Here is a 25411-nt window from a genome sequence, read left to right on the forward strand (position 1 = left end):
TGTACGCAAAAACTTTTTCTGAAAATCCGTAGGGCTTGACCTTGACAGAATTTAGGAGATGGACTAGGTAGCGAAGTATCTTTGGTTTCTTTTTTATATTTTTTTGTAACTATTTATTTGAATTCTATAAAAAAAGGTTCAAAACTTATTCATTAGGCTTACTTTCAAGAATTTTTACACTGCCATTACAATATAAATGGTTAGGTACATTACTCTTAGAAACCAATATAAAAGTTTTCTTAAATTGATTATATTTTATATTTCAAATTAATCATCAAATGATGGATAGTTGTACTTTTTCCGTGAAATGTCATTGCGATTTTAATTGCAGATGCTTTATAATTCAAATTGTCAGTTAAATCTTTGGTTTTGGAGGAATCAATTTCAAAATCTGTTGGATAATTTAATTTTGGTAATGTCTCTTTCAAATACTTTTTCCATTTATTTTCAAAATTAGATGATAATCCTAAATCATAAATAAGTACTAAAAGATTCTCTTTTTGATGATGGTAATTAAATATTTTCTTAAGATGTGACTGTGTAGTTCTTACATCTCGATATATAAATGCTTCACATACTAATATTGTTTCACTATTACTGTTCTGAATTAAAATATCTCTTTCTCCCGGATGTAATCCTCTTCCTGAAAATGCTCCTCGTGTTTGGTCTTTGACAATCCAGCCAAACACACTAAATCTGGACTCTAAACAAATTTGTACTAAATCATTATATTTATCTTCATTCTTAATCTCATCAATTGATAATATTTTATCTAAAGCTTTGTTTGTAGCTATTGCAAACTCCTTGGCAATAAAATTTCCTATATCAATCTGTCCATTTAATTTTTCTGGAAAAATTTTAATTAGCGTTTGCGGTTTTTTGGAGAAGATTTCATTATAACTTGCTTTTAAAAGTTCAATATTACTTTTATCATCAACTAAGGAAGATAACTCATTTATAAAATCAAGATTACTACCATCAGAGAATTTATGATATTCTTTAACCTTGTTTAAATAATAAATAGCTTCCTGTTGCTTTATATGTTCCAAAAACAACTCTATTCTCATTTTAGCAACTTCTTCCATCATTTGATAAGGATCTGGCAAACTTAAAAATAGTTGCTCAAATTCAGTAACGTTTTTTAAGTGATAATAAACAGTCAATTTGTTCACCCACACTTTGTCTATTATGGACTCTATTGATTGTTCAGAAAGATTCTTTCCTGCATCTTCCCATTCTTCTAAAGATTCATTTAGTAATTTATTTTTAATAATAATATCATCATTTTTTGTTGCCCAATTAATTTTTGCCGCAAACCGATTAATACATACAGAAGAGCTTTCTTTGAATTGATTATAAAGCCTATCAAATATTTTATAAGCTTCTTTCGGTTTATCTTCAAAATGAATTAATCCAATAAAAAACTGTTTATAATCATAAGGTTTAAAACCTCTGACTTCAAATGCGTTCTTTCCAGGTTCTTCCAAATTATTGATTTGCTGTATATCTTTTTGATTGTATGCTAACATTAAACGTACAACAAATGAAGCCTGTTTGTATTCTATTTCATTGCGTTTAGAAGTGATATTTTTTTCCCAATAATCTAATGCTTCTTCTGTCTGTACAATCAATTCTTTATAATGAGACAATTTTGATAATGTCAATTCAATTTCCGGTATCCAACTTTGAGATTTGAAAAAATCAATAAGTTTGGCTTTTTTAATTCTTTCAATTATTTCTTTTTTAATTCCTTCTGAGGTAACCCAATCTAGAATTATTAATAAGCGTAATAAATCACTTGTATCTATTAAGATAGTGATTACCTTATTTTTATCACCAAACCAATTAATTGCTTGTGCCACTTGAGGTAATAATTCTTCTTCTTTTGAAGCTCTAAACACTTTCTGCTCAAATGATGAGCTTAGAATATCTATTTTTGAAGGTTTACCAACTACTGCATATTGCTTTAGTAAATCAAGTATATTTTGCTCAATACTTATTTTGACATCTTTTAGCTTATCATATATTAGAAAATATTCTGCTTTATTAGTAGTTATTTTTTTTAGAACTGTAAGTAATACAAACAAATGAGTACGAATTTTACTCGCATTAAACCTATTTTCTTCATCATATTCGTGCTCAGCCTTTTTTAAGTTAATTCTAGGGGATAGGAATTCTTTTAGCTTTTCTGAATCACTTAATAAAGCTACTGGGTAAACCCAGTCTATAAGATTTAACCTTTCATTTCTTTCAGCCCAGCTAGGTAAGCTTTCTATAATATTATTTGATTGAAAATCCTTTTTCTGAACAGACTTTTGTTCAATTTTATCTAGGTAAATTTCTTTGAAAGAGTCAGATAATATTTCTCGAATATCTTCAATATCCTGAATTTGTTTTTCATATTTACTGTAAATGCTACATTTAGAAAGCCAACTTAGACCATCTAATACTAAAATTGGAAATTGAATAGTACCATTTAAATATAGAATGGGTTCTTCATAGTTTTTGAATATTTCGATGAGTTCAGAGATTATTTTTGGTAACAAAAATTCAGATGAAGAATTATATGTATCAAATCCATTGACACGACAATCTTCAATAATTGAAATTAGTAGTTGTTCTTTTTTCTTTTGATATTCTCTAATTTCATATACATCTTCTTCTCTCCTAACATTTGATAATGATTGGTATTTATCCTTGTTTATTTCTTTGTAAAATTGAAATATTAAAAGTGCAATTTCTTTATTTGTATGTTTTTGACTTGAAAGTATAGAATCTAAGCTTAATTTTATACTATCTTCAATTAGTTTAAATTTTATACTTCTATTAATTTCTGCTATTGAACTTTCTATTTTTAATTTGTCAACTAGACTAAAAGCCAAAGTGGAAAAGTACGGCACTTCCATTAAATATGGAATTATAGTAGGTTTATCCTGAATTAAAAAGTGGCAGGTTTCCCATAATAAATAAGGCTTACTTAAGCTGTTTTCTAAAAGAGATTTTATTAAAGGATAATGTTCAATTTTTTCCGAATCACTACCTTTTGTTTTAGAAAAAGGGTTATCACAACAAACAATTGTTTTAATTAAAAATGCTAAATCATTACGAACCTCCTGAATATAGAATAAATTTCCCTGATGTTTTTTTGAAAGAAAACGCATATGTTCATATAATTCGTAATAATTAGTTGACGGTTTCAGAGCTTCTTCAACTAGGTCTATACCTCCTTGAAAAGCATACCTAGAGCCAACACTTTCATCTATAAAACATTTAAAGAACTCGTTTTCTACTCCGACAATATCTTGTTCTTCAAGAATTAATTCTAATGCTGATTTTATAAACCGATTTTTAGATTCTTTGGTAATATGTTTGTAAAAATCTGACCAACTATTTTCCCAATAAAGCATCTTTCTCACAAATATTATGACTCTCTCTTTGTCATCAGGAATTTTATCATCACTTATTAAATCCTCCCAAACAAATCCACCTATCGTATCAGATAGAGTGCCCCAATATGATATTTCACAATCATAGAAATTAATATAATATTTGTTATCAATCTCCTTAATAATTCTCTGTTCTTTTAAATCATCAATACTAGGAGCTTTTATAAAATATAATTGATGTGCAGTGTGTATAGCATTAAAATTTTTCTTTGATAATTCTAAACCTTTACTGTTATATTCCAGTTTGTTTTTTTTCAATTTGTAAAGAAATTCAAACTCATCCCAATTATCCAATAAAACTGAATAGTAAATAATATTTCCAACATCTATATCATCTTTTGACTTTTTACTTGTTTTTATCCAATTGGTACTAAGCCATTCTTTATCTAAATTGACATTGTTCTTTATTTTGTATTGTGCTATAAATTTTTGATATTCTGTTTTATTTGTTGTCTTTGTTTGGTAAGTTTTATATACTTCTCTAACAAAGCGCAATTCCTCTTTATAGGATTGATTTTTTTCAAAATCATAAATTACTTTTCTAACAGCATCGGGAATATGTATTATTCCTAATATTTCACGAAGCCAAAATTTCTTAAATAATGAATCTATATCAATAGAGGTATTGTTTTCAGTATTATATTTTTTAGAGAATTTTTCAACATCCTCTTTTGAGCAATAATTTTTTTGGATTACTGCTTTAATTAAGATTTTAGCAAAAAAGATTGAAGCATTCCAATATATATCTGCCTGTAGAGCTTTATCATTTTTGTTATGATTTCTATCTATTTCAAAGGGTTTTATTATATTCTGAATCGCTTCAATTTTTTCCTTGTTTTTATAATACATTCTTCTAACTATTAAAAATTTCTATTTATTCAACAGACCATAGGTTTTTTCCATAAATTCTTTTGGAACTTCTCTTAATTTTTTCAAATCAATTTTGTTGTCAAGATAATGTCCGAAAGGTATAAATGAATTTTTTGAAGCTTGTATAACATCTTCTTCGCTCCTGTATTTTTTACCCTTAGCAGTGAAGTTGATATAATCATTACCATATTCATTCAATACTTCTTCTAATGATAATTTACGAGAAGCAAAAACTTCTTTATGAAATATCAATGTATCTATATCAATAAGGGTTAAAGGTTTTATATTGGAAGTATAGAATCCTTCTTTTCCCAATTTATTTAATTCTTCCTGAAACCAAAAATTAACCCACTTATTTAGTCCTGCGGTATCGAATATTCTATAGTGTAAAACCAATATAGGATATACAATTAAATTTTTAGTATTATAATTAGAATCAAACTCTAGTTTTTTAGAAAGTATTTTTCGTATATTATTAATAATCTGTAAGACGGCTTTTGGTTTACCTTCTTCATTTTTGTATAGTTTAATAGACATCTCTTTCTCTATTTTACTAAAATCAGATGATTGTTTAGCGATAGCATTTATTAAAATGTCCTTGGATTCAAATAAAAATATTTTCTTTCCATTTCGAACATAATAATCAGGTGCACCATCATATTGTGCATCCAGTTCATCTCCATTTTTTTGAAAATATCTGTTACCAAAATATTCTTTTAAAATTTTATGCAGAATATATTTCTCAGAAAAATCATAGGTTTTTAATCCATATAAATCTTTTGCTTTTTTCTCCTTAGCAAGTCTGTCATTGATATGTTTAAATTTAAAATACAAACCATTACCAATTAACTCAAGTACAAACAATGGAAAGATTAATCTAAAAGTTTTTTCATCAAACCTGTACATTGGAGATGATCGTATATTTTTGAAATCAAAATCTTTAAGTAATTCAGATTCTTTAATTGAAAATTTATTAAGAAAAGAGATGCTTGATTCTTTACCGTCATTTTGAGTGATATCGATATCGATATGAGACTCTTTTTCTTTTTTCAGCACAGCAATCTGTATGGGTAATAATCTTTTTATGTATTCCTGATAGTTGGAAATATCATATTCTTTGTAAAATTCTTTTAGTAATTCTCTAGTGTCATTTCTTGATTCTAAGAATTCGAAAAATGATATTGCTCTAAGTACCTGAGTTGTAAAAACTTTTTTGATATCATAATTTACTAAATCCGAATTGTTTAAGAATAATCCTATGCAATAAGCTGTTGCATATTTAGAACGATCTCCTTTCAAATATTTTAAGCTATCATTTAAAATAAGTGTTCTGTCAGTAGTATTGAATTTATTGAACAACAAATAAGCTTTAAAAACACGTATCTCAATTTCCTGATTTGTATAATTTTTAGTTATTTCATACTCTTTATCGAAAGCATTTTCAAAGAAAGACAAGCTACTTGCCACATAAGGAAAAGAATAACTTTCTATTTCCCATTTCGTTTGTTTTATAAATTGATCTAAACCTGAAAGTACTTTATTGAAAAACTCCTGATTTTCTTGAGAAAAGTACATCTTTAAAAACTCTAAAGGATTTTCGTATTTAGAATTTTGTGAGAATCCTAGAAGAAAAGTGCCAAACTTTAATAAGAGATCTTTATCAATACCATCAAGATATTCATTTATTGATTTTGGTTCCTCATCAGGAAAGATGTCATTAAATGTTATTACTATTTTTCCTGTCAGTTTCATGATTCTTTTTGAATGATATTGATTAATGATTTTAATCGGGTTATTTTTTACTTAATAAAAACTTTTTCTCTATGAAATTTAAGTGCAACTGTACTTATCTCATAATTTAAAGGAAGTGAAATCGTTTTTCCAGAAATCTCACTCAACCAATTTTGAGTTTGTAAACTCAATTCATCTAATTTCGGAGTAATGATTACTTGATACTTTTCATCAATTGAAAAATAGCCCTTGTCAAATAAACTATCATATAAAGTAGAAAGGCAAAGACCATTATGAGGCGATAATCTTGTATCAATTTTACTTGCCCATGGAATAATATGACTTGCCACTAATAAATCATTTTCAATAATTCCTGTTAAACAACATTTATAGTCAAAATTCTCTAATACCTTTTTTCGGAAAGCGGATTGCTTGATTCTTACTTGTATTTCTCTTTTGGCATTTTCTATTGCATAATCGTTAGTGCTTTCTATATTTAAAATTAGGGGCTCAACCTTAAAAGGAATAGGATTACTGTATCTGTGAGAAATATTTAGCTTTACACCTGTATTACTTAATGAAATATGATGATTGATAATATTCCCAATCCACCTTCGTCTTCCTTCACTTTTAGCAAAATTGTTTTCAAGTAAAAGATGTTTTAATTCTTCAAAAGGAATTATGTAAAAATCAGTTTCAAGATTATCATTGCCATAAATTATAATATTAAAATTATCATTTGTCAACTTTCTGTAATTGTTAATTCTTCCTTCTGATAAATCAAGCCAATAATTAGTCTTCGCATCTGCTTTTCTTACATAGTTATTTATGGAAAGCTTATTTCTATTTTCTTTTACCCAATTCATAATCAAATAGTAATACCAAAGTTTACTCTTAAAAACTCGCCTACGACTTGTCTTGCCATACCAACATACTCTTCTTTTGGATTCAAAAACTTTTTTAAACCTTCCATTTCTCTTTTTAAGATTCGTTCAAAATAAAATTTCTTTGTTGTGTCTGGAGATCCAATAATATCATTATAATTTTCAGTGGCTTCTTTTACTCTTTGTATTTGTGCCTGCATTTCAATAAGTTTCTTTTCCCGAGATTGGACAAGATACATTCTCTGTAAAACATAAACATCTATTGATTTTTCAGCCATGACACTTTTGTTTCCACCTGCATCTTTTTTAGGGCGAATGACACCTTCATCACCATATTCTAAATGATCTTCCGGATTATCAATACATGGATTTAGTAGAAGCCGATGTGGTTCTTCATCTGCAATTCCATTAACATTATCATGCTTACGTACATATTTTGTCAAATCTGACAGAGGGAATTGGTTCATTTTCCCCATTGTCTTTTTGGTTCCTATCCCGTACAAAGAATGAGATAGCTTTTGATTACAGTTTCTGCAAGACAACAACAAATTATGCCAATCCGCAGCCAGCCAATAATAACCCGGTTTTTTATGGGGTGATGCTTCTTCAATTTCTCCTTTAGGACGAAAATGCTCAACATCGCCAGAATAAACATGTAAAAATGTACTTTCGCAGTATGCACATTTCCCTTTGAACAAATTTATTAGAGCTTGTTTTACTTCAGAATCTGAATATATTTTAAAGTCGAAATTAGTCGTTCCATCAAAAGTAGGAGAAGTATAATGTTCAATCGCTCTTTCGGTTTCTGTTTTACCTGCTTTATTTTTTTTATCTAATGCAGATGGCTTTGACACTTGAGATCTATCAACTTTTATCATAATGATCTATTTTTTAGTGTCTAAAGTTTTCCATATACTTTCAACCCTTTTCAAAGCCTCTGCCTTCAATTCCTCTTTGATTTTTGGTCCATCTTCTCTCGTTCTGCGAGCTAGTAATTCATCAATTACATAATAGGTAAGTTCTTCACGTTCTGTATCTCCTAAATGTTTAATCCGAGGAATAATCTGGCTTAGGTCCAAAAGACGATTCTTTTGTTCTTCAGTTCTATCATTTTCTTCCAAAGCAAGAATTAAATAATATTCATCAAAAAGCCTTTCTGTTTCAGGGTCTATTGTACTTTTCAATCCAAAAAAATCGGAAGTCAATATCTGATCTACTCGTAGTTCGCTTGGGTCTGGCAACTCCGTCAACGCTATTACTTCATTTTCTTGATTTTTAGTAAGAACAACAGTTTCTCCTGCTCTTAATCCTCTCAGACAAAGTGGTTCATGTGTTGTTACTACAAAACGAATTTTAGGAAAAGCTTTTCTTAAACGTGTAACGACTTCCATTCGCCAACGTGGATGCAAATGAGTACCTATTTCATCAATAAGCACCATTCCTTCTGCCAAATCAAATGTTACGTTTTCTCCGGCTAACGTAGCCATGATATCAACCGCCAAATAGAAGATTGATCTATAACCATCACTAAGTTCATCAATGGAAAAAACATCACCATTCCTTTTTATTATTGGTTGATTTTTTATAATGCTTATAGTGTCATCATTTTCAAGAAGCATTAAATCTTTTAGCGATATTGCTACGCGATCAAAAGCGTCTTTATCTTTCTTGAATAATTTGACTAGCCAAGTGTCAGCATCTATTAAGGAAAAAGTATAATCAAATAGGTTTTTGGCTTTAGCTCCATAAAAATCTCCTTTTTCAGGCTGAATTTTTCCTTCTTTAGGATTTAAGCGTATGGAGTTATAGGCTACAATGTTAACAATAGGTTGGTGTAATGTAGTCTTAATTTCTGTTTTATTAAAAGTTACCTCTATAGGTCGTATTGCTCCTACAAGATGTATTCGAATAAATCCATTTCTTGCTCCATGTTTTAAAAGATCTCTACCTTTTAACTCTAAACTTTTTATATATTCATCTCCTGTTAAACCAATTACAAAAGCTTTCAATAGTGAACTTTTTCCAACACCATTTTCGCCAAGAAATAATAACCAGGGTTCATTTCCAATAAGAGAATCAGAATTATGATTAAATTCTAATTCTAAAGAAGAGAAGCACTTAAAGTTTTTCAATTCTATTTTCTCAACATATATATGCTTTATTGAACTTATAGATTGTTCAATATTATCTTTTTCAGTTTCTTTAAAATTTTCTGCTTTAGAGTATAAAAAATCTTGTGCTAATGTATTTACTGGAGTTTTTGTTTCTTTCCCATCAATAGTGGATAAATATTCTTGTATTTCAGGCCTATTTCCCAACCATTTAGAGAGCATGAATCGTTGTATTCCTAAATAAGGTTCTCCAGAATGAATCGTATATTTATATTGCCAAGCATCATATAACTTTTTAATATCGTCTCGATTTGACTCTTTTTTCCTCAATAGTTTCAAAAGTAACTCCCATTCTCCATATAGTTCTTTTAAAGCTTCTAGTCTTGAATTGACCAACTCAGAACGATCAAGCTTTAGTATTTCTATAGTAGTAATGCCTTTCGAAGAAATTGCTTCAATTCCTCCTTGCTCATTAAAAATTAAATGTTCTTCAGGTTTATCTATGCACGGATCTATTAAGAGAGCCTTTTCATTATCTACAACTTCCTTGTAAGGTGTATTTAATGGTATTCTCTTTCCCTCAACTGGAAACCATGTTGATTTATATTGATTACAGTGAGAACAACTTAAATAAATGTTATTCCAATTATAGGCTAGCCACCAATAATGATCTGTTGAGAATTCCTTGTCCAATCCTCTGGCTCCTCCTTTAGGACGGAAATGATCATATTCAGATTGAGTTCTATTGAATGATATAGGTGATTCACAATAAGCACATTTGCCTTTAAATACTTCTCGTAGTGCTTCAAGGAATTTATCTCTTAATTCTTTTTCAAAGGGTTGTGAGTATTTTTGCTGAGATCTGCTCTCTTTTGATTTTAAATAGAACTCTTCCAGTCTTTTTTTTGCTATTTCGACCTCCTTTGAATAAAAGACTTTTGGCACAGGAATGATATTTCTTTCTACGTAAATCATTTTGTATGTTTTTTAGCAAATTTTTCCAAAATACTTGAACTCGGGTGGCTAGATAGTGAAATGAGCTTATTGGCTAAAGCTACCGGTACTATAGAATTATCATACATATCACATCTTAGCTTTTCTATATTCCATAGTATCGTGTCCAAATTTTTAAAATCATCTTTTTGTGGATTCAATACTATATTTTCATTTTCAACAGGAAGTGTAATAACATATACTCTTTCATCTCTGGACTTAAAAATGATTTTAGAGCTATAATATGACGTACCTGCGTACGGCTGTGTATTTTCAGGATCTCCCGGCAAAATATAAGAGTAAATGTGTTTATTAGTGAGCAATAAAGCTTCTCCTGGTTCTAATAGATTTTTGATTTCATCAGCATGTTCTACAAATGCTCCCGATTTTTCTAAACCGGCTAAAAAAAGATTATGATGTTCAAATAAATAATTACATAATTTTCTAACGTGTTTATGCATATTAGCCGTTTGTCCAAAGAATGCTAATGGACCATCTTTAATAAAGAAAAATTTATCCAGTAATTTAGGTTGGGTTTCTTTTATATATTTGATTGTATGTATAATATTTATTTGCTCGATTAAGTTAACAAGATATCCGAGAATTCCACCTGCTCCAAGTTCATCATCAATTACTTCATGTAATCTGAAGCAATCTGTCAGATATAATATTCCATTACATTCTGGACAATTAGTCGTATACTCGCTGTTGAAATTTGCACGTAAAATATCCTGATTTTTCCCTTTACAATGTGGACAAATGGTCAGGTTAAAACTTTCCTCGGGTTGGTCAAACAAATTAAAGATTAGCCAATAAGTTGTAGAAAGTAAATTATTCTTTTCATCTCCCTTTTTTTTAAAGTATTCATAAATTGTACTACGAACAGAATGAGTTAAAGTGATATTACTATTATATGAAACATTTTTTGTAGGAAGTACTAGTTTGCTTCTTTCTAAGTCCTTAAGAGCAGACATTGATTCCCTAGAAATAAATGGCATTTCGGACATGTTATTTAGATCTTCAGTATTTAGGAAGATTTCTCCAAATTGAAAAAATGTTATAAGAGAAGATGGGAATGTTTTCCTTACCGGAATAGTGGAATAACCACCGTCCATTGCTATAATATGCTCTATTGAGTTCTCCTCAGGATATTGAATTTTAATGATACGAGATCTATCCAATTCTACTTCTTCGGCGGATTTGGGATATTCGCAATTTTCCAAAAATGATTGAACTTCTTCATCATTTATTAAAAATGAATGAGATGATTTACTGGCTAATTCATCAGGACGTTTACCTGTTCTGCTACTGTATGCCATAATACTTATTTTGTAGAAATTTCTACTGAAAATTTGTCAATCTGTACCGGTACAATGAAAGGATTAGAATAGGTCTTCATCCTCACAAAACCTTTATCGTTCTTTGCACTAAAACGAATTAATGCATCGGCAAAATCGTCAAAGTCATAATATTTTCTTAGTTCCTTTATTTCATCTTCATTGTTTAAATGAGCAATAAACCAGTTTTGGGTATTTTTCAAAATATTAGAACTTATTGAACTTACTTCCTGCGTAGCGTAAATCATTCCCAAATTTAGTTTTGCTCCTTCTTTGGCAATTCTATTATATATCTGACTTAAATCTTTATCATCTTTTTTAGGGAATAGATTATGAGCTTCTTCAAAGTAGAATTGGATGAAATTATTCGGGAGACTGTCTGTAAATCTGGACATTGAATCTGAAAATATCTTCTTTGATATTCGTTCAAGAAATATTTCTTGAAGTTTAGGATCTCCTTGTGATAAATCAATAATTACAATACCTCCTTTTCTTAAATGTTTAGATATATCAACTTCAAAAGAGTTTTCGGTTGTATTTGTATGCATTTTTGCTACTTTTTTGAATTTATCAAATCCACTTACTGAACGACCATCTTTTTTTTGAGTGAGAAAGATCATAAGTGATTTCATTTCATCCGAAAACCAATCCTTACCTTTCTTTTTTTTATAATCTGTAAAAACTTTATCGTTTATATTTTCCCATGCACATAAAAACCAGCTTTCTGCTTCATCTAAAGAAACTCCTTTCTCAATATCTAGCTCTTTGTATTTTTCTGATACTAATTTTTTTATTGTTGCATCGGCTTTAAATTTTACTGTAAAATTTGTTGAAGGATTAAAACCTGCTTTATTCAGACAGCAGAAATATATAGCCTTATTTTTATTATATCTTGTCCATTCGTCAAAATGTTCATTATCAAGAGGTGGAGGAGTAAAGTCTAAAACTTTGAGACTTGTTATATAATCTCCTTTTTCATCTTCTAAAGAAGCACAGATATAACTAAAACCAGTTACAATATCCTTATAGAAATTTACTTTCATTATTTTAAAATCTGCATCGCTTTTTTCCAAAATACTGTATCTAACAGTATTTGTTTTATACTTTTCAAATATTGCAGTTCCTTCATCCTGTAAATTTTTATTTGCGTACTCTCCATTCACATCAAAAATTAACTGCCCTACTGGATATTTAGGAGCACCATTAGTGTCAAATGATTTTAGATTTTCCTCAATAGTATTAGGAGATTTAGAAGGTAAGGTTGCCGTTGCTTTACTTGATATTTGAGATGTTGCTTCAATAACCTTTTTAACAGTATTAGACTTACCTGTTCTGGTCATTCCAAAAAGAGCAGTTCTCTTTCCAAGGAGATCAGCCGGATGAATGTAAACCTCTGCTTTGTCTTCTTCATTTTTGCTTTGAAATCTGAGACTGGAACTATATCGTACATGTCCAATAGAAAATTCATTATCGTTACCCGGAATAATATCCGGAGAATCTCTCTGGTTAACAATATACCCTAAAACATCTTTATTGACTTTATAAACACTATAATGATGAGCGGAATAAAAATTCTCTAAGTCCGCCCCAAATTCAACATTATTTCCATTTCTATAGAATGTTCCTAACACACGACATTCTAGTCCTGAAAAACTAAATTCATAACGTGTGAAATCATCTAGCTTAGAGCTTTTGCCTGAAGTAGGAAGATTGTCTTTATAGTATTCTATCATAGAACTAATCATAGCACTATCTGTGGGTAATTTAGCCGGCGCCAGAGCTCTTAGAAGAATTGCCTCTTCAACTGTTTCTTCGTTATCATAAAATGCAAGTAAAAAAGTTCCTTGTGCTATTCCTTTAACTCTTTCTTTATCAGCATCGCAAACAAGAATATTAGCTTTATTATAATCAAGCGAAAAAGGATGGCCAACAAAAAGTTCAGTTTGTTTTCCCACTTTTAAAGGGTCTACAGATACAAGTTGTTTTATTTTATCTACAGTTTTCATGGTTAAAGTTTATTTAAGAGGTGATTTTAATTCAGGATCACTAAACCTTATAATAGCTTGTTTAATATAATCTTCTTTAATTTCAAATGATATCCACTTACGGTTTAATTTTTCTGCACAATATCCTGTAGTATTACTTCCGGAAAATGGATCAAGTACTAAATCGTCCTCATCTGTTAAAAATTGAATAAAGAAATTTACCAGTCCACCAGACATACGAGCTGGGTGTGGCGTAATGCCTTTATCTCTACAAGTTTTTAGAAAATAACCATTAGAATTGGTATTTGAAAAACTCAATACACTATGAGGTAATCTAACTTCTCTTTTTTCTTCTAAAGCCTCCATTTCAAAAAAGTTATGAGAAATACTTCCTCCATTATCTTTTAGAAATCCTTTTTCACTTATTTGATGTTCTGATGGACGTTTACCTGAATTATAAGATTGCCGTTTTAGTAGTTGCTTCATACTGTCACTATAAGGACGTAATACTTTGCTGTTATCTGCTTTTGGGAAATCATTTTTGGCAATCCACCAAACGTGTGTATAGCTGTCCACAGTTCGTAATCTATTTACGGTTACCCATTGAGCTGGTGAAGGCAATTTTGAAGGATTATAGCAAATAAATTCTTGGATTAATCTTAGATTAGCTTCGGGGTGCTTAACCATTCCTAAAAGACATTCTAAATGTAATAACGATTGAACCGGTCTTTCTGGCTCCCAAGCATTTCCAATTTCTATAACTAATGAACCATCATCAGTCAAAAGATCGGAAAATATTGGTGCCAGCTTAATAAACCAATCTTTATATTCATCTCCTTTCTCGTTACCGTATTGTTTTTTATTATTTAGGGGAAATGGTGGTGACGTAACTATAAGATTAACTTTCCCTTTTAGTTTGGATAATTTTTTATCATTCGTTAATAATTCAAGCGAATTTCCTACGAAAAGTTTACCAAGTTTAGACTTGTATTTTTGAGTTAATTTTTCTCCAATTGACATATTAATTAAATTTCAACTTCATCTATTGAAGCGGTTAAATTAAATATTTATTTTACGTAATATTTACGGAAAACCGTAAATATTACAACCTTAATTTTATTAAAAAAATATTAGGATAAACATTATAGAAAACTAGAATACTCTTTTATATTCAATTCTGAATTCATCGTTAATAAACAAAACTGAAACAAACGACAATAAGTATTCAATAATGAAAAATGATTCTTAATCCCAGATAAAATTAATATTTTGGATTAATATGAGATTGATTTTTTAGCACTTTAATAGTTTTCAATGGTTTAATACAAATATATTATTTTTTTATATGAATTTCTTGTTAATTAAAATCAACAACAATAAGATTTTAGAACTATTATTTCAATCATATAAATAGCTATTGTGAAAAAATCATTTTATTTTCTTAACAACAGGCTTAAACTCCCCCGCAAAATCCAGCATAAAAACTTGACTTCCTGTAAACGGATTATAAGACGGCCGATAATCAATATAGCCCGAAGAATGCAGATTCTTCAGGCATTTGTGATAGGTGGCTTTTGAGTGGATTTTACTGATCCGCATCACTTCATCACGTGAAATACTGACCGGATTTCGGAAACGGTTGAAATTCCAGAATTGGAATAATGCTAAGTAGAGGCTGATGTGTGTGGGATTAAGTGTATTATCCTGAGCCACCTTTTCATAGAAACCTGTAAGATGTTTTATGTAATTCATTTTGTTACTAATAAATTATCCTTTTCCATTTAACATTTTCTCGATGTCTTTGTAATTGTAATACAATGTGCCACCGACACGAGTGTAGGATAAGGTTCCACTGACACGAAGGTTCTGTAATGTTCCGGTAGAAATTTTCAGAAGTTCTTTGACCTCTGATGAACGTAGCCATAATTTCTGCTCTGAAATTTTGATATTAAAAAGATTTTTAATGTCTTCAAGCAATTCGGTTTTGAATTCCTGAAGGTCTTCTTTAGTAACAAGGTTTACTCTCATAATTTCTTCATTTTTGTTTTTGATAAAATTTCTTTTGCAAAATTGGAACATCAAAACCGTTAAAACAACAGTCTTAAAGGGAGTTGGATTGAATAAGAACAATCTGGAATAATTTGGAAAATCGTGGAGATTAAAAAAGAATAAATAAGGATGATTTGGAATCTTTAAACCAATTTTAAGAAAAACAAAAAACAAGTTTCGCAGTTTTTCCCCTTTTTGCAAAAAAGGCAAGAGAGTCTTTGGATGTAAAACTTGGAAAAGTTTGTACGTACAAAGACACATCTTGCTATTAAAATCAACGATTGTTATTTCAGAGCTCTAAAACAAAGAAATAGAACCATAATTATTATGTAATTAATTGAAAACCAATATCTATTTTTTGTAAATCTGTTCTGGAAGATGGCATATGATGAAAATAACACCTAGCCTTTTTTTACGCAGGTTGACCTTGTATTATTTTACACACGTCAGCCAGGAACCTGTGCCTAACTTACGCAGGTCAATCGAATACCTGTATCTCTTTTACTCAGGTTGCTATTGTGCAGGAAAAATTCCCAACCTATATCTCTTTTACTCAGGTCAGCTAAGAACCTATATCTTTTTTACGCAGGTCGATTGACTAGCTGTATCTATTTTACACATCTATGAATTTTTAAAAGATTTGCTGTTGTTGTGAAAACTTTGTTGGAATGTGGGAAACTCCGAGATGAGTTTTCCATATTTCAATAAATGCGCTGGTTTTTTTACATTGCAAAATGTAGAGTAACGCTCTCTTTATTTAGAAATCAATTCTCATCGATTTCCTTCATTCTATTCTTTATAAAATCTATAGGTCTTATTCCGTTGATTTCTAGAAAGTGCGTTGAGAATAACTGTCGACTGGACATTCCACATTCGTGAGCCAGATTTTCAATATTATACTTCAGATACAGGTCATTTTCCAAAAGAAGAGCGGTAATGTATTTGATTCGTAAAACCTTTAGATACTGCGTGAACGAAACATTCAGATGTTCATTCAGTACATAAGATAGTTGAGAATGTGTTCTGCCAAACATTTTTGCAACCATTGGTAAGGTCAGGTTTTTGTCAAGAAATCGCCTGTCTTCTTCAAACTTTTTAAGTTTTTCTTTAATATCGTCAATGATTTCGGGATTGTGTGTCTTTTTCTTTTCAGAAGTTTTTTTGTTTGCAATTAGAAAAGAATAATACTTCCTGAACTTTTTCCATAGTTTAATAAATTTTCCAGGAAATTTCCTTTCTCTATTACGCAGCTTAATTACTAAAAAAAATAGGAGAACAAATATAACTGGCGTGGCGACTAGAAAATAAAAATCATTGCGCAGTTTATTCTCCAATAATTGTTTTTCTTCTAGTAATCTTTCCGTATCATATTCTTCGTGGATTTTTGAAGACAACATTGCAAAATCAACATTCAAAGTTGAATTCGTTAGTAAAAACTGGTCACTATAATACAGTCGCTTACCCAAACTACCGTTCTCTGTCGCATCCGTAATGAGGTACTTATAACTTGACCGGATCTCGGGAGTAGTAAATTGAACCTTGTTAATCATAGAGTCCACTTTATTCAGATAAACCAGTGATTCTGCTCTGTTTCCTTTGAGCCAATACAGTTTACCTAAGTAAAAATAAACAGCGGTTAACGAATTATAATCCTGATTATTGACCAAAATATCACGTGAAAGTTTCAAATGTTTAAGTGCTTCATCTGTGTTCCCTTTTCTTAAAAGTTGTACACCTTTCCCTTTTTGAAAGTAACCATATTCAAGTAAATGCTCATTGATGTTTTTCAATTTTTGTAACCCGATGCTAATCAATGAATCTTCCTTGTTGTATAAACGAAGATTTTCATAACAATTACTCAGGCGGTAAATGCTATTAAAATAGCCTGACTCATTGTTCAACCTGATGTTTGGGTGAAGGTTTTCTTTCATACTTTCCTCAAAATACTTCGTAGTATTTTTAAAGTGAACTGCTGCTGCTTCGTAGTAGCCAAGATAACTTTTTACCATTCCGAGATGATAGTCTATTTTATTTATCAGATAATCGTCGCTTGAATTCCGAGAAAATTGATAAGCTTTAAGGTATTGCTCCAAAGCATACTTATATTGTCTCTTGTTATAATAGTAGACAATGCCTTTTCCGAGGTATGCTCTTGAAATGATATCCCGGTCACTTAATTTGAATGCCACCACGATAGCATTGTCCGCATAAGACAATTTGCGATTTATGTCTTCGGTGTAGTATATGGCATCTTCATAACCTATAATCTGCTTTTTCCAATTATTTTCTTTTTTTGCTTTTTCTATATACTTATTCACAAAAACCATTGCCCTTGAATCGTTTTCAGGATAGTTTTCATACAAGTCTGAAATTGTCTTGTATGATAAACTTTGTAATTCCTGGGCATTAAGAAAAAAGAAGAACAAATTAAAAATCAGAAGTGAAATCTTATGATGATAATGCATAACATTAAGATATATTCAAATTTACCGGAAAAATCTATTACAAAATATACTTGAACAAGCTTCGAGTTAGGCTCCATTCCTATTAGTTTAATAAGTAATTAATTTTCAATTAGTTAAAAATAAATATAGTGGGAAGGATGTATATTTCATTACGTAGAAAACATATTTCTTTCCCGCTATTGTTTTTCTCAACCTCTCAGTCAGTGTAATTTAGACTTCAGAATTCCAAGTGAATCAATCAGCAAAGCAATTTTAAATTAATCATTAAATATTATGAAAAAAGTCAAAACAAGAGTCGTAGAATTCATCAGCTATTTCTTTATACTGTTGTTTTGTTACGCCGGGATTAGTAAAATAATGGATTTTGAAAATTTTCAGATTCAGATTTCGGAATCACCTTTATTAAGTGCATACGCTGCATTCTTACCTTTTGCAATCATTATTCTGGAATTGATCATTGCAGGATTATTGTGTTATCGGAAAACCAGAAATACAGGATTGATTGGAAGTTTTATTTTGATGCTCATCTTCACAGGTTATATTTTTTTTATAATCCACACCTCTGAAAATCTCCCTTGTTCCTGCGGAGGAATTTTAGAGAAAATGAGCTGGAATCAGCACCTGATTTTTAATATAGGATGCGTCCTACTCGATGCAATAGCTTTAATAATGAATATAAAATACAGCAGGCCTGCTAGATAAGAATGTTACCGTAGTTGCTCACGGATAAAAATGATTGGAATTTGATATTAAAGTTTAACCTTAGAATTAGACGGTCGAAAGCTGTCTAACAATCCGAAACTCTAAAATGAATTTATTAACAACAATTTGTTTGAGAATATGTAGAATAGGATATTTTGGTACGACAAGATTCGTTAATCTATGGGTATAACTAATTATTTCACCTAATCAATCGTACTTCTCAGGCAGGTTTCTAAAGTTTTTATGGTAATCTTTTTTGATGTATAAAAAGACCAATAAAATGAAATTCAACCAATTTTTGAAAATGAATGCGGTAGCTATAGCTGCTGTTATGTTTACAGGTGCTACGATGTCTTTTAAAATCATAGAAAAAAAGACAGCCGACCAACAGTTCTATTACAATAGTACAGACACTTCTGCAGGTGCTTTCTCTCAAGAGTCTAACTGGGCAGTAGGAGCAGGTTCATCATGTCTGACCACAGGAAATAAACCTTGTACAATCTCAGTTCCGGAAGGGCAGGATTTGGTTGATGTGATCGGAGGAATGACTAACTCTCAAGTTCTTGCTATTCATCCGAGTGAGAGAAGACAATAATAGTCCTTTCAATCAGGATTTAAAAGTAGGGTTGGCAATAATTTGCCAACCCTATTATTTTTTATCTTGGATTCTGTGGCATTCCGGTAAGCGTAATAATATCTTCAGGAATAGCTATGGCGTATCTCAGATCATTGGGTGACAAAGTGTATGTTTGCCCATTAACAGTTCTGGTAAGCGTAATATTCGCACCATCACGATTGTACCTTTTTAGGTCAGACCATCTTAGTCCTCGAATCAAGAGTTCTTTTCTTCTTTCTTTTAAAATAATATTCAAAGCCTCTGCTTGTGAATTGGCAGTCATAGGGATATAAGTTCCTGTTTTCCATCTTTTGACAAGCAGGTTATTGAGATAACTCATACCTTCCTGAATCTTATTCAGTCTTACATTACATTCCGCAGCCATAAGGTAAAGCTCATCGGTTGCCACACTTACGATTGGCCCATTGACATTATTGTAATAACCCTTAAATAGAACTTCATTAGCAGTATTCTTATTGAAAAAAACGGTTTTTCGTAAGTCATTGTTATCATACATCTGGTAAATGTGATCAGGAATCTTTGCCGGAATCAGATGAGATTCATATCCCATAGCTGTCCACAAAAGAACTTCCTTATTCATTTCCTCAATGGGATAATCAGCATTGGGATTCAGAATATTAAAATCCATCAGGTCATTATTGATGTTTAGTGCTTGTTCTGTATTCTTAAGTGCATTATTATAATCTCCTATATAAAGATAAGCACGAGCCAATAAACCATAAGCTGCTGCTCTCGATATGCGCATCCCTGAAATTTGCTTAGGCAAAAGTAGCGGTATTGCGGTTTGCAGGTCACTGATGATCTGATTATAGGTCTGCTTGACTGTTGAGCGTACAGATGGGATATTCATATCAGGGTCTAATCTGAGCGGAAGCCCCAAGTCTGTTCCTGCGGTTTGAGGATTATAAGCCGGACACCAAATCTGAGCTGCATCAAGATATCTGAAAGCACGAAGTGCCAATGCTTGACCTCTGATATTATCAGCCTGTTCTCCTGTGAAGTTCTTATCCTGCATATTGAATAATACCGCATTACAGACATAGATGCTCCTATAACAGGTAGACCAATCGTTTCCTGAGGAAATGGGACTCGCCACATTATCCGGCATCCATATATGAAGACGTTTGGACGCCTCGAAGCTCAAACCATAATAATCGGCATCCGTAAGATAGTAATCATCCGAACTCGTTTCTCCACTCGAAGCGAAGTCCACATTAAGGAAACCATAATTGTTGAGAAGCATTTGGTTGTCCTCCAATCTATCGGGAGTCGCCAGCTTCAGGTCAGATTTTTCGTCTAAAAAATCACTGCATCCAAACGAGGTCAGAATTAATGATAATGATATTACTAGTATTTTAATTTTTCTCATTTCTATCAATTTTAAAATTTAGCTTTTAATCCTAATGTACAGGTCATAGGAGGTTTTAAGGTGTTGTTTCCCAAATTAAAATCAGGGTCGATTCCGCTTTTGCTTTCTTGCCAGAGTATTCCGAGATTACCGACATTGGCATACAACTGAAGACTTTTAATTGGTAAACCACGCCATTGCTTTTTACTGATCTCATATCCAAGATTGATATACTGTAGACGGATATGGTCACCTTTTTCAATAAGTGCAGCCGAACCTGCATAGAAGGCATCCCTGTTGGAATTCGTTTGATATTGGTTGGAAGGAACATTGGTGAAAGCTTCATCACCTGGCTTCTGCCATCTTTGCTCGTAATCGCTGTGACCGTTCCATTCCCTGAATAAGCTGGTGTAGTTAATGGATGGTCTTCTAAAATAATAGCCCATCTTATAGGTAATCCCTACATCAAGGCTTAATTGTTTGTAAGCAAAGGTATTCGTGAAGGAACCATAAACAGTAGGTATTGCAGAACCAAAATACTGCAGCTCTTTAACATCGGCTCCCATTATCTTGGCGTAATCTTTACTGATCTCTCCATTAAAATAACCTCTTGGATCACCTGTCTGTGGATCGAGTCCTGTCCATTGGTAGCCAAACATCGAATAGACAGGTAAACCTTCAATTCCGGATATGGGAACAGAGGCAAGTACAAAGTTTCTGGCAATGGTACTGCTCGGATAATAATTCGTCACTTTATCTTTGTAAGTACTGAAATTAAGAGTGGTGAGCCATCTGAAAGATTTATTGATATTGATGGTCTTTAGTTCCACATCAACGCCTTTTCCTTCAATTCCTGCAACATTCCACACAAGACTACTCAATCCGATGGTGTAATCCAGTGGAACCTGCCCGAAAAGGTTTTCTCCTTTTTTCTGGAAATACTCCACAGAACCTGAGATCCTGTTATTTTTGGTTGCAAAATCCAATCCTGCATTGATCATTCTGATCGTTTCCCAACGAAGCTGAGGATTGTAATAATTGTCAAATCTCGCCATTTGCTCCTGCGTATATGTTGAAACGCCAAGTAATGCCATTGTTGTTACGGCAACCATTGCAGGATTGATATTTCCGTTGAAACCGTATGAACCTCTTAGCTTCAGATTCGGGAGCCAGCTTACAGAATAGAATTTTTCATTGGCGACATTCCACGAAATCCCTGTTGACCAGAAAGGATTCCATTGGTCATTGGTCTTCAACCCAAACAAGTTGCTGGCATCACGTCGGGCACTTCCTGAAATTGTATAACGGTTATCAAATGTGTAGGCTGCATTGGCATACACCGATACAAAACGATTGGTGGATTCTCTCAAAGAGTTCATATTGTCGATAAACGCTGTACCTCCTGCAATGATTGGAAACCTCTTGCTGAGGTCTACCATTCCAAACGAAAGGTTGTTGGGGTCATAGCCATAATATCGGTTATTGCCCGACTGTGAGTTGGCATCCCTTACCTCGCTTCCCAAAATGGCTGAAATCTGATGTTTGCCAAAACCTCTGTTAAAATTGAGCTGTCCTCGGAAATTATTGATCAGTAATTGCGAGTTGTTCTTATCCATTATCGCTCCTTTGGGAACATTGTAAGTCAGACTACCATTACTATTGATGACTGTGAACCTGTTCACATAATCCCTTACAAAGTAACTTTCCTCATCATACAGCGTATTGGAAAGTCCTGTGGTTCTCTGATACTGATATTTTATATCAACATCCAATCCTTTCAATATCTTGTAGTTCAATCCTGCATTGAGAATGATCTCTGAGCTTTTGCTTTTGGCTGAATTATGCTGCCAATCGGTAAGCGGATAATAATTCCAATCTAATAATTTTCCGTTGCCTAATGCTGATTTATAGCTCTGCTCATACGATTTTGAAACCGCCAATGCATTTCCATATTTATCTGCCATTTCCATATAAGGGACGGAATTGGTTTTCATAATAATGCTTCCATAAGCACTGCGTCCGTTTTGGGTTGCTGAATGGGTAAAAAAGATTCCCGTGTTCAGGGTAAGGTTTTTCAGAGGTTGCCAGGTATTCTGGAAGCGCAGATTCACACGCTCGTATTTTTCTCCGAGATTTCCCGTATTGTCATCATACCCCAAAGATGATGTCCAAGAAAACTGAGGAGCTCCACCCGCCATACTTAGAGAATACTGCCTGTTCTCCAATGGCTGGTACATATACTTTCTATATTGGTCACGGGAATCAATGGTCTTTAGGCGTTCTATTTCATTTCGTACATACTCAGATGAAAGCAGTCCTTTCTTTTCCTTATTCAGAAGGTCAACCACAGGAGACAATACTGGGTGGCTAGTCGAATTGATATCAGTGTTATAGAAATTCTTCTTGAATAGTTCCTGTTCAACATCAATAAAGTCCGCACTGGACATCACTTTCAGATAATTAAAATCAGGTTTTGGACTGGTCATTAAATAGGTATTAAAATTGACCGTCACGGGCTGATTATATTTTGCTGTTTTGGTCGTTATGACAATTACTCCGTTGGCTGCTCTTGCTCCCCAGATGCTTGATGCAGCGGCATCTTTGAGAACAGTAATGTTTTCAACAATGTTGGGGTCGAGATTGCTGATATCACCATCGTAAGGAAAGTTATCTACTACAATCAAAGGAGTTTTAGGGCCTTGAATGGTACTTAGACCTCTAACCATAATTTGTGCTCCGCCTTGCGATGTCCCTTTATTGATGACAATACCGTTGGCTGTAGCTGCTAAACGGTCAAGAATATTGATTGATACCTGTGTATTCAGGGCAGAATTACTGACCGATGAGAAAGAACCTGTTGAACGTTCTTTGGGGATTTTCTGATAACCTGTCGTGAGTACTACCTCATCAATTTGGGCTATCTTTTCAGATAGATTAATTTTTAATGTTTCTTTCAAAGGGAGCTCCAAAATAATGACCTGTTCTTCATAACCTTTACCAAGGATAACAAGATTGATTTTTTTGTCATTGGTACTGAGACTAAACTTTCCATTTTTATCTGTCGTGGTCACAGTCTTCGAGTTCTGTATGGCGATGGTCGCACCCATTACGGGTAAGCGTGTAGTTTCGTCGATAACGCTTCCCGTAAACATTTGCTGTGCCATTATAGGCACACAATAGCATAGGATGGGAAGCACTAATAATTTCTTCATAGTGTGATATAGTTTTGCGTTAATGTAAATTCAATAGTTTTTCGAACGATGGGAATGTTTAATTCAGCTGATCTTTGATAATCATCATCAAAAGCTGACGTTCTTCTGGTCTCAGGTCAAGGTCGTATTTCTGAAGCTCTTTTTTTAAGGTGGCAATATCTTTGACTCCCGAAACTTCAAGATCTACATTGCCTGTGTATCCTGTCTCATCGATAAAAAGTTCCTTGATATTAATTTCACCGTTCAGCATATTGACCATATTTTTAAGAGGTACATTTCTCAGAATGGATGGGGTTCGTGGAAAGGTGGAGCGCTTTTCTCCTCCTTTGGTCGCCAGTTTGTCTTTCGTGCTTGTTCTTACTAACACAAGACATTTTACAGGTCTTTTCTCAAGGGTTACCGTATAGCCTGAATAACGATTGAGGTCTTCCAGCATATAATTGTAGAGAGAATCAGATTTCTGTTCGGGGATAATAAACTCATAGTTATAAAGGTTTGTTCCATCATTTGAACCGTCTGCTTTTTCTATCGGTATTAGCTGTTCAGGTTGATTGACATCTATAACCATTCTTTTTTCGGTGAAAGATGTTTTATCCTGTCGCTTGAAAAGTTCATATCCTATGGCATAATACATATCCCATAAGGGAAGATTGGTAAATTGTCTGCCGTGAATTTTTCCGGTTGCTGTTTTACGATAAGTTCCTCCTGCACCAATGTCTGGGATTTTTCCTTTGGCAAAGAATGAATAATTGAGGAGTTGGACATTTTTCTGACGGTCGTAATCATCGGAAAGCATCAATGGTCTTTCCCTGTTCATTTGGATAATGGTCTGAAGGGATGATTTATCACCGCTTAACACTTCATTGATCGTCTGTTCAGTGAGCTGTCCTGCATCGGTGGAATTGAAAAATTTTCCATCTTTGATCCATATGATAAACGGAACGCCTGCGTGTGGAAACAGTTCGTGCAGTGCCTTGTCTTCGTAGGTTGACATCATACTCTTATACTTCTTTCCATTTGGAGAAGAGAAGAATTTATCCAAAGCGAATCTATCTTGACTGCTTACGGGAAGTATTTTTACCCTGTCCCTAAACTTTTGCTGTAAAGCTTCAATTTTAGGAAGACTCATCAGACAGGCGCTGCACCAAGTACTCCAGAAATCGATTAGGATTAATTTGTTTTTATCTTCAGATAGATTAGTGGCTTTCCGGGAGTGGTTGACCACTGGGAAAGGATTTGTCCAAATGCTTTCGGGAAGAGATTCTCCTATTTTTAGAGACTTATTCTGTGCATACGATGTAGTCGTAAACACGATTATGAAAACAAAGGACATAAGCCCCCTGCAAAAAATATTTTTCATATTTTTGAATAGGTTTTTAATGATTATTAATGACTGATTATGCTCTTTCCTGTGGTCTGCAAACTGAGGAAAGGGCTTTTTTTTTTAAAATGGTTGCTGTAAATTATCTGTGTCTCAATATTTGTTTTTAGTTGCTTTTTGAAATGATATGCTTGGGAGGAGACTTTCTTAATAGAGGAAATCCTCCCGCCCAAACAATCATAAAAAAATTAATATGAAGGAAAATTGTGTCCCGTGAAAGCTGTAAAGCCGCAATGAGTTGTACACCTCATTGTATCGTG

Annotated in this window: 16 protein-coding genes; 2 read left to right on the forward strand and 14 right to left on the reverse strand. The window is 32.5% G+C overall.

From position 1 onward, the window contains the following. Window positions 1-248 precede the first annotated feature (248 nt). The 11 genes from A0O34_RS21320 to A0O34_RS21370 form a co-directional block, all read right to left on the reverse strand. Complete coding sequence (locus A0O34_RS21320) at window positions 249-4295, reverse strand: hypothetical protein (RefSeq protein ID WP_066759159.1); 4047 nt, start codon at window positions 4293-4295, stop codon at window positions 249-251. A 21-nt stretch (window positions 4296-4316) separates the two neighbouring features. Beyond that, the gene (locus A0O34_RS21325) at window positions 4317-6068 is read right to left on the reverse strand and encodes a hypothetical protein (protein WP_066759161.1); all 1752 of its coding nucleotides are present in this window, start codon (window positions 6066-6068) and stop codon (window positions 4317-4319) included. A gap of 47 nt (window positions 6069-6115) precedes the next feature. After that, on the reverse strand, window positions 6116-6913 hold the full coding sequence (locus tag A0O34_RS21330; protein WP_066759163.1) for an HNH endonuclease: 798 nt from the start codon (window positions 6911-6913) through the stop codon (window positions 6116-6118). A gap of 2 nt (window positions 6914-6915) precedes the next feature. Beyond that, window positions 6916-7809, reverse strand: a complete 894-nt coding sequence (locus A0O34_RS21335; RefSeq protein ID WP_066759165.1) for an HNH endonuclease family protein — start codon at window positions 7807-7809, stop codon at window positions 6916-6918. Window positions 7810-7815: 6 nt separating this feature from the next. After that, a complete protein-coding gene (locus A0O34_RS21340) occupies window positions 7816-10017 on the reverse strand; it encodes an AAA family ATPase (RefSeq protein WP_066759167.1) in 2202 nt (733 codons plus the stop codon). After that, window positions 10014-11354 (reverse strand): DNA double-strand break repair nuclease NurA, encoded by a 1341-nt coding sequence (locus tag A0O34_RS21345; RefSeq protein WP_066759169.1) that lies wholly within the window; start codon window positions 11352-11354, stop codon window positions 10014-10016. Before A0O34_RS21345 ends, A0O34_RS21340 begins: the two co-directional genes overlap by 4 nt. A 5-nt stretch (window positions 11355-11359) precedes the next feature. Next, on the reverse strand, window positions 11360-13378 hold the full coding sequence (locus A0O34_RS21350; protein ID WP_066759171.1) for an ATP-binding protein: 2019 nt from the start codon (window positions 13376-13378) through the stop codon (window positions 11360-11362). Between the two features lie 9 nt (window positions 13379-13387). Next, window positions 13388-14377, reverse strand: coding sequence for a DNA-methyltransferase (locus tag A0O34_RS21355; protein ID WP_066759173.1), 990 nt, complete (start codon window positions 14375-14377; stop codon window positions 13388-13390). A 408-nt stretch (window positions 14378-14785) separates the two neighbouring features. Next, window positions 14786-15109: a hypothetical protein gene (locus tag A0O34_RS21360; RefSeq protein WP_228394331.1), complete on the reverse strand. Its 324-nt coding sequence runs from the start codon at window positions 15107-15109 to the stop codon at window positions 14786-14788. A 15-nt stretch (window positions 15110-15124) separates the two neighbouring features. Next, window positions 15125-15385 carry a helix-turn-helix domain-containing protein gene (locus tag A0O34_RS21365; RefSeq protein ID WP_034706501.1) on the reverse strand — a complete coding sequence of 87 codons (261 nt, stop codon included), beginning with the start codon at window positions 15383-15385 and terminating at the stop codon, window positions 15125-15127. Window positions 15386-16170: 785 nt separating this feature from the next. Then, complete coding sequence (locus A0O34_RS21370; protein WP_066759175.1) at window positions 16171-17871, reverse strand: helix-turn-helix domain-containing protein; 1701 nt, start codon at window positions 17869-17871, stop codon at window positions 16171-16173. Window positions 17872-18144: 273 nt separating this feature from the next. Between A0O34_RS21370 and A0O34_RS21375 the strand changes: the two genes are divergently transcribed. After that, entirely contained in the window at window positions 18145-18573 is a 429-nt protein-coding gene (locus tag A0O34_RS21375; protein WP_157886092.1) for a MauE/DoxX family redox-associated membrane protein, read from the forward strand. 280 nt (window positions 18574-18853) lie between these two features. Then, window positions 18854-19168 (forward strand): hypothetical protein, encoded by a 315-nt coding sequence (locus A0O34_RS21380; protein WP_157886093.1) that lies wholly within the window; start codon window positions 18854-18856, stop codon window positions 19166-19168. A gap of 61 nt (window positions 19169-19229) precedes the next feature. Here the strand turns inward: A0O34_RS21380 and A0O34_RS21385 are convergent, their stop codons facing one another. From A0O34_RS21385 to A0O34_RS21395, 3 genes are read right to left on the reverse strand one after another with little or no spacing between them, the layout of a single operon-like run. Next, window positions 19230-20579 (reverse strand): RagB/SusD family nutrient uptake outer membrane protein, encoded by a 1350-nt coding sequence (locus tag A0O34_RS21385; RefSeq protein WP_066759182.1) that lies wholly within the window; start codon window positions 20577-20579, stop codon window positions 19230-19232. Between the two features lie 11 nt (window positions 20580-20590). Next, entirely contained in the window at window positions 20591-23770 is a 3180-nt protein-coding gene (locus tag A0O34_RS21390; RefSeq protein WP_082891219.1) for a SusC/RagA family TonB-linked outer membrane protein, read from the reverse strand. 58 nt (window positions 23771-23828) lie between these two features. Then, window positions 23829-25130 carry a TlpA family protein disulfide reductase gene (locus A0O34_RS21395; RefSeq protein WP_082891220.1) on the reverse strand — a complete coding sequence of 434 codons (1302 nt, stop codon included), beginning with the start codon at window positions 25128-25130 and terminating at the stop codon, window positions 23829-23831. Window positions 25131-25411 lie beyond the last annotated feature (281 nt).

The organism is Chryseobacterium glaciei (assembly GCF_001648155.1).
In the GTDB taxonomy this organism is placed as follows: domain Bacteria; phylum Bacteroidota; class Bacteroidia; order Flavobacteriales; family Weeksellaceae; genus Chryseobacterium; species Chryseobacterium glaciei.

Bases quoted from the DNA above. Each gene is read 5' to 3' on its own strand.
- A0O34_RS21320 (WP_066759159.1), bottom strand. From the start codon at position 4,295: ATGTATTATAAAAACAAGGAAAAAATTGAAGCGATTCAGAATATAATA.
- A0O34_RS21325 (WP_066759161.1), bottom strand. From the start codon at position 6,068: ATGAAACTGACAGGAAAAATAGTAATAACATTTAATGACATCTTTCCT.
- A0O34_RS21330 (WP_066759163.1), bottom strand. From the start codon at position 6,913: ATGAATTGGGTAAAAGAAAATAGAAATAAGCTTTCCATAAATAACTAT.
- A0O34_RS21335 (WP_066759165.1), bottom strand. From the start codon at position 7,809: ATGATAAAAGTTGATAGATCTCAAGTGTCAAAGCCATCTGCATTAGAT.
- A0O34_RS21340 (WP_066759167.1), bottom strand. From the start codon at position 10,017: ATGATTTACGTAGAAAGAAATATCATTCCTGTGCCAAAAGTCTTTTAT.
- A0O34_RS21345 (WP_066759169.1), bottom strand. From the start codon at position 11,354: ATGGCATACAGTAGCAGAACAGGTAAACGTCCTGATGAATTAGCCAGT.
- A0O34_RS21350 (WP_066759171.1), bottom strand. From the start codon at position 13,378: ATGAAAACTGTAGATAAAATAAAACAACTTGTATCTGTAGACCCTTTA.
- A0O34_RS21355 (WP_066759173.1), bottom strand. From the start codon at position 14,377: ATGTCAATTGGAGAAAAATTAACTCAAAAATACAAGTCTAAACTTGGT.
- A0O34_RS21360 (WP_228394331.1), bottom strand. From the start codon at position 15,109: ATGAATTACATAAAACATCTTACAGGTTTCTATGAAAAGGTGGCTCAG.
- A0O34_RS21365 (WP_034706501.1), bottom strand. From the start codon at position 15,385: ATGAGAGTAAACCTTGTTACTAAAGAAGACCTTCAGGAATTCAAAACC.
- A0O34_RS21370 (WP_066759175.1), bottom strand. From the start codon at position 17,871: ATGCATTATCATCATAAGATTTCACTTCTGATTTTTAATTTGTTCTTC.
- A0O34_RS21375 (WP_157886092.1), top strand. From the start codon at position 18,145: ATGAAAAAAGTCAAAACAAGAGTCGTAGAATTCATCAGCTATTTCTTT.
- A0O34_RS21380 (WP_157886093.1), top strand. From the start codon at position 18,854: ATGAAATTCAACCAATTTTTGAAAATGAATGCGGTAGCTATAGCTGCT.
- A0O34_RS21385 (WP_066759182.1), bottom strand. From the start codon at position 20,579: ATGAGAAAAATTAAAATACTAGTAATATCATTATCATTAATTCTGACC.
- A0O34_RS21390 (WP_082891219.1), bottom strand. From the start codon at position 23,770: ATGAAGAAATTATTAGTGCTTCCCATCCTATGCTATTGTGTGCCTATA.
- A0O34_RS21395 (WP_082891220.1), bottom strand. From the start codon at position 25,130: ATGAAAAATATTTTTTGCAGGGGGCTTATGTCCTTTGTTTTCATAATC.